Origin of the sequence: Aeromicrobium sp. (genome assembly GCF_025965075.1) — a bacterium.
In the GTDB taxonomy this organism is placed as follows: Bacteria; Actinomycetota; Actinomycetes; order Propionibacteriales; family Nocardioidaceae; genus Aeromicrobium.
The window spans coordinates 1-4,908 of record NZ_JAOPXQ010000053.1 but is presented as its reverse complement, the minus strand read 5'-3'; the positions used below and the strand labels follow the sequence as shown (position 1 = coordinate 4,908).

General features: G+C 69.1%; 8 protein-coding genes. All 8 read left to right on the top strand.

What is annotated here, in order from left to right; all coding sequences use genetic code 11:
• A partial coding sequence (locus tag JWQ91_RS03480) for an FtsK/SpoIIIE domain-containing protein (RefSeq protein WP_297780882.1) occupies positions 1 to 888 on the top strand: 888 nt, incomplete at its 5' end.
• A gap of 4 nt (positions 889 to 892) precedes the next feature.
• Entirely contained in the window at positions 893 to 1,330 is a 438-nt protein-coding gene (locus JWQ91_RS03475) for a hypothetical protein (RefSeq protein WP_297780880.1), read from the top strand.
• Positions 1,331 to 1,361: 31 nt separating this feature from the next.
• Positions 1,362 to 1,967, top strand: a complete 606-nt coding sequence (pgsA, locus tag JWQ91_RS03470) for a CDP-diacylglycerol--glycerol-3-phosphate 3-phosphatidyltransferase (protein WP_297780877.1) — start codon at positions 1,362 to 1,364, stop codon at positions 1,965 to 1,967.
• On the top strand, positions 1,964 to 2,452 hold the full coding sequence (locus JWQ91_RS03465) for a CinA family protein (RefSeq protein ID WP_297780874.1): 489 nt from the start codon (positions 1,964 to 1,966) through the stop codon (positions 2,450 to 2,452). Before pgsA ends, JWQ91_RS03465 begins: the two co-directional genes overlap by 4 nt.
• A 33-nt stretch (positions 2,453 to 2,485) precedes the next feature.
• A complete protein-coding gene (locus JWQ91_RS03460) occupies positions 2,486 to 2,788 on the top strand; it encodes a helix-turn-helix transcriptional regulator (protein WP_297780871.1) in 303 nt (100 codons plus the stop codon).
• Between the two features lie 10 nt (positions 2,789 to 2,798).
• Positions 2,799 to 2,993 carry a DUF3046 domain-containing protein gene (locus tag JWQ91_RS03455; protein ID WP_297780868.1) on the top strand — a complete coding sequence of 65 codons (195 nt, stop codon included), beginning with the start codon at positions 2,799 to 2,801 and terminating at the stop codon, positions 2,991 to 2,993.
• A 273-nt stretch (positions 2,994 to 3,266) separates the two neighbouring features.
• Positions 3,267 to 4,343, top strand: a complete 1,077-nt coding sequence (recA, locus tag JWQ91_RS03450) for a recombinase RecA (RefSeq protein WP_297780865.1) — start codon at positions 3,267 to 3,269, stop codon at positions 4,341 to 4,343.
• 8 nt (positions 4,344 to 4,351) lie between these two features.
• Positions 4,352 to 4,870, top strand: coding sequence for a regulatory protein RecX (locus JWQ91_RS03445; protein ID WP_297780863.1), 519 nt, complete (start codon positions 4,352 to 4,354; stop codon positions 4,868 to 4,870).
• Positions 4,871 to 4,908 lie beyond the last annotated feature (38 nt).

Sequence of the window (4,908 nt, the reverse complement as noted above, 5' to 3'; positions counted from 1 at the left end):
ACGGCGTACGAAGGGGTCCCGCACCTCATCACGCCGATCATCACCAACCCCAAGAAGGCCGCCGAGGCGCTGCAGTGGGTCGTGCGCGAGATGGACATGCGCTACGACGACCTGGCCAACTTCGGCTTCCGGCACATCGACGACTTCAACAAGGCCGTCCGGGCCGGCAAGGTCCAGCTGCCGCCGATGAGCGAGCGCGTGCTGGCCCCCTACCCGTACCTCCTGGTCGTCGTCGACGAGCTCGCCGACCTCATGATGGTTGCTCCACGAGATGTCGAGGACTCGATCGTCAGGATCACGCAGCTGGCGCGCGCCGCCGGCATCCACCTGGTGCTCGCGACGCAGCGTCCCAGCGTCGACGTCGTGACCGGACTCATCAAGGCCAACGTGCCGAGCCGGCTGGCGTTCGCGACCTCGTCAGTCACCGACAGCCGGGTCATCCTGGACCAGCCGGGCGCCGAGAAGCTCGTCGGCCAGGGCGACGGACTGTTCCTGCCCATGGGGCAGAACAAGGCGATGCGCATGCAGGGGGCCTGGGTCACCGAGGCCGAGATCCACACGATCGTGGAGCACTGCAAGGCCCAGCTCAAGCCGACGTACCGCGAGGACGTCACCGCCGCACCCGCCGCGAAGCGGGAGATCGACGACGACATCGGCGACGACATGGACCTCGTGCTGCAGGCGATCGAGCTGTGCGTCACGACCCAGTTCGGCTCGACGTCGATGCTGCAGCGCAAGCTGCGGGTGGGCTTCGCCAAGGCCGGCCGCCTGATGGACATCCTCGAGAGCCGCGGCATCGTCGGGCCCAGCGAGGGCTCCAAGGCGCGTGACGTCCTGGTCAAGGCCGACGACCTCGAGCAGGTCCTCGCCACGATCCAGCTGGGCTGAGGGCATGACCGACGCGTTCGAGATCCACCGCCGCACGTGGCTGTACGTCCTGCTGGCCCTCGTCTGCCTCGGCCTGGCGGGCGGCTTCGGCTGGCTCGCGTACGACCGCTCCGCCCCGGTCCTGGCGGCCCCCGCCGTCGTGCTGGCCGGGCTGGGCGTCAACCTGGTGCGCGCCGTCGGCGACATCCGCACACCGCTGTTCGTCGCGGACGACCACGGGGTCCGGATGGTCGCCGAGGGCGGCTGGGTCGGCCTGCTGTGGAGCGAGATGGGCGAGATCCGGGTCGAGCGCCGGGAGGGGCTGCGGCACGACCCGCGGATCAAGGTCGTCAGCAGCGACGGGCGCCGGTTCTACACGTCGCCACTCGGCATGGCGACGAACGTCTCACCGGGGGAGGCGGAGGTCCAGTTGGCGCAGCGCCGCTCGGCTGCCGCATACTGATTCGGTTGTGCCCGTTCACCGAGAGGGACCCATGTCCACGGCAGACACGCCGAGCAACTACAACATCGCGAACGCACTGACGGTCCTGCGGATCGTCGGTGTGCCGTTGTTCGGGTGGCTGTTGCTGACACAGGGTGGCGACTCCGTCGGCTACCGCATCGCCTCGTGGGTCGCGTTCGCGCTGCTCATGATCACCGACAAGATCGACGGTGACCTGGCCCGCAAGCACGACCTGGTCACCAACTTCGGCAAGCTCGCCGACCCGATCGCCGACAAGGCGCTGACCGGGATGGCCTTCGTCGGCCTCTCGATCATCGGCCAGCTCTGGTGGTGGGTCACGATCGTCGTGCTGATCCGCGAGTGGGGCATCACGCTGATGCGCTTCGTGGTCAAGAAGTACGGCGTCATGCCCGCGAGCCAGGGCGGCAAGATCAAGACGACCCTGCAGGCCCTCGCGATCGGCGGTTACCTGCTGCCGTTCGAGATCTGGAACAACCCCGCGACCGACCTGCTCCTGGTCATCACGCACGTCGTGATGGCGCTCGCGCTCGCCGTGACGGTGGTGACCGCGGTGATGTACGTCCGCGACGCCGTCACGCTGCGCCGCGAGGCCAAGGCCGCAGCCGCGCAGTCATGACCGTCGCGAGGGACGCCGTCGTGGCCCTCCGCGCCGCCGGCGCGACCGTGGCCACCGCCGAGTCGCTGACCGGTGGGCTGGTGTGCGCGGCGCTGGTCAGCGTGCCGGGCGCCTCGGACGTCGTGCGCGGGGGAGTCGTGGCGTACGCCCCCGAGCTCAAGACGACGCTGCTCGGGGTCGACGCGGGACTGGTCGCCGAGCACGGCACGGTCGACGCCGACGTCGCGTCGGCGATGGCCGTCGGCGTCCGTGACCGGCTCGGTGCGACGTACGGTCTGGCGACGACCGGGGTCGCCGGCCCGGACCCCAGCGAGGGCAAGCCCCCCGGCACGGTCCACGTCGCCATCGCGGGTCCGGAGGGGGTCGAGACGGCCCTGCTGGCACTGGCCGGGAGCCGCGACGACATCCGCACCGGGACGGTCGCTGCACTGTTGTCGATGCTGGTCGCTAGGCTGGGGGAAGAATCCCGCTCCCAGCGGAGTTGACACTGACGTGGCAGCACAGGATGGAGGCACTCGATGACCGCGATGCGACAGCTCGTCGGCGAGGTGCTTCGCGCGCGCCGGATGTCCCAGGGCCTCACGCTGCGTGACGTCTCGGGCAAGGCCCGGGTCAGCCTGGGCTACATCTCCGAGGTCGAGCGGGGCCAGAAGGAAGCCAGCTCCGAGCTGCTCGCCGCCCTCGCCTCCGCGCTCGAGGTCCCGCTGTCGAAGGTCCTGCTCGACGTCAGCGCGATGCTCGAGATCGAAGAGGCCTCGGTCGACCAGATCGCCAGCATCTCCTCGATCGCGCCGGGCGACGTCTCCGCCTCCGCGGCCTGATCTCCCAGCGGTGAAGCACAGCGAGTTCTGGTCCCGCATGGACCAGCAGTTCGGCCGCGGCTACGCCCGGGTCTGGGCCGACAGCCACGTCATGAGCGTGCTGGGCGGTCGCACCGCCAGCCAGGCGCTGGAGGACGGCGAGCAGCCCAAGACCGTGTGGCGCGCGATCCACGAGACCCTGGGACTCCCCGCTTCCGAACGCTGACCCCATCCGCGACCGGCGCACAAGGATCCGCGACTGGCGCAAGATGAAGGTTCTGGGACGGCGTGTCGTCCACCTTTGCGCCACTCGCGAAGCGTCTTGCGCCACTCGGCGTGTCGGCGTGTGTCGAACACCTGTTCGGGTTAGAGTCGTGCACAGGTTGGACGTACGAAGGACGCCATCCACAGGCGGGTCGACGAGGCCCATTTATGTCTGAGGGTCCTTCTAACGTCGTCGATGACCGGCCGCCCCACGAGCAGAAACGGACACCCAGACATGGCACAGCCCAACAGTTCCCTCGCCACCGCCAAGGACAAAGGCAAGTCCCTCGAGAACGCGATGGCACAGATCGACCGCGCCCACGGCAAGGGTGCCGTCATGCGCCTGGGCGACCAGGCCCGCGCCCCGATCGAGGTCATCCCGACCGGCGCCACGACGCTCGACATCGCTCTCGGCATCGGCGGCCTGCCGCGCGGCCGCGTCGTCGAGATCTACGGTCCGGAGTCCTCCGGCAAGACGACGGTCGCCCTGCACGCGGTGGCCAACGCCCAGAAGGCCGGCGGTGTCGCGGCCTTCATCGACGCCGAGCACGCGCTCGACCCCGACTACGCCCGCAAGCTCGGCGTCGACACCGACGCTCTGCTCATCTCGCAGCCCGACAGCGGTGAGCAGGCACTCGAGATCGCCGACATGCTGATCCGCTCCGGCGCGCTCGACATAATCGTGATCGACTCCGTCGCGGCGCTCGTGCCCCGCGCCGAGATCGACGGCGAGATGGGCGACAGTCACGTGGGCCTGCAGGCGCGGCTCATGAGCCAGGCGCTGCGCAAGATGACCGGTGCCATCAACGGCTCGGGCACTACGGCGATCTTCATCAACCAGCTTCGCGAGAAGATCGGCGTCATGTTCGGCTCGCCCGAGACCACGACCGGCGGCAAGGCGCTCAAGTTCTACGCCTCGGTCCGTCTCGACGTGCGACGCATCGAGACGCTCAAGGACGGCACCGACATGGTCGGCAACCGCACCCGCGTCAAGGTCGTCAAGAACAAGCTCGCCCCGCCGTTCAAGCAGGCCGAGTTCGACATCATGTACGGCCAGGGCATCAGCCGTGAGGGCAGCCTGATCGACGTCGGCGTCGAGGCGGGCTTCGTCCGCAAGGCCGGCGCCTGGTACACCTACGACGGCGACCAGCTCGGCCAGGGCAAGGAGAAGTCGCGGCAGTTCCTCAAGGACAACCCCGACCTCGCCGAGGAGCTCGAGAAGCGCATCTTCGAGCACATGGGCATCGGCGCCCAGGCCGACAAGCCCGCGCTCGAGGTCGTCGAGGAGCCCCCGACCGACATCGAGTTCTGACCCTCGTCATGGCGCGCACACCGGTCGAGGAGATGACACCCGACGAGCTGGCGAGCTTTGCCAAGGAGATCGTGGTGCGCAAGCTCAGCGAGCGGGCGCACAGCCGCAGCGACCTCGCTCAGGCACTGGTGAAGAAGCAGGTGCCTGAGGGGGTCGTCGAGGCGACGCTCGCCAAGTTCGAGGCCGCCGGCCTGATCGACGACGAGGACTTCGCCCGCTCATGGGTCCAGGCGCGTCAGCGCGGCAAGGGCCTGGCCCCTCGGGCGCTGGCGATGGAGCTGCGCCGCAAGGGTGTCGACGACGAGATCTCCAAGGAGGTCCTGTCCGAGCTCGACCCGGCAGCCGAGGTGGAGGCAGCCCACCGGCTGGTGCAGTCACGGCTGCGCTCGATGTCGCGCTTCGACGACACCACCAAGACCCGCCGGCTCGTGGGCATGCTGGCTCGCAAGGGCTACTCGCCCCAGCTCGCCTTCGAGGTGGTCCGCCACGAGCTCGGAGCCGAGGCGCAGGCGCTCGACAGCATGTGAGGAGTCAGAGCCTGCGGCGCAGCTTCTCCACGATCTCG

Coding starts and splice junctions, on each gene's coding strand:
- pgsA (WP_297780877.1), top strand. CDS start 1,362: ATGTCCACGGCAGACACGCCGAGCAACTACAACATCGCGAACGCACTG.
- JWQ91_RS03475 (WP_297780880.1), top strand. CDS start 893: ATGACCGACGCGTTCGAGATCCACCGCCGCACGTGGCTGTACGTCCTG.
- JWQ91_RS03445 (WP_297780863.1), top strand. CDS start 4,352: ATGGCGCGCACACCGGTCGAGGAGATGACACCCGACGAGCTGGCGAGC.
- recA (WP_297780865.1), top strand. CDS start 3,267: ATGGCACAGCCCAACAGTTCCCTCGCCACCGCCAAGGACAAAGGCAAG.
- JWQ91_RS03460 (WP_297780871.1), top strand. CDS start 2,486: ATGACCGCGATGCGACAGCTCGTCGGCGAGGTGCTTCGCGCGCGCCGG.
- JWQ91_RS03465 (WP_297780874.1), top strand. CDS start 1,964: ATGACCGTCGCGAGGGACGCCGTCGTGGCCCTCCGCGCCGCCGGCGCG.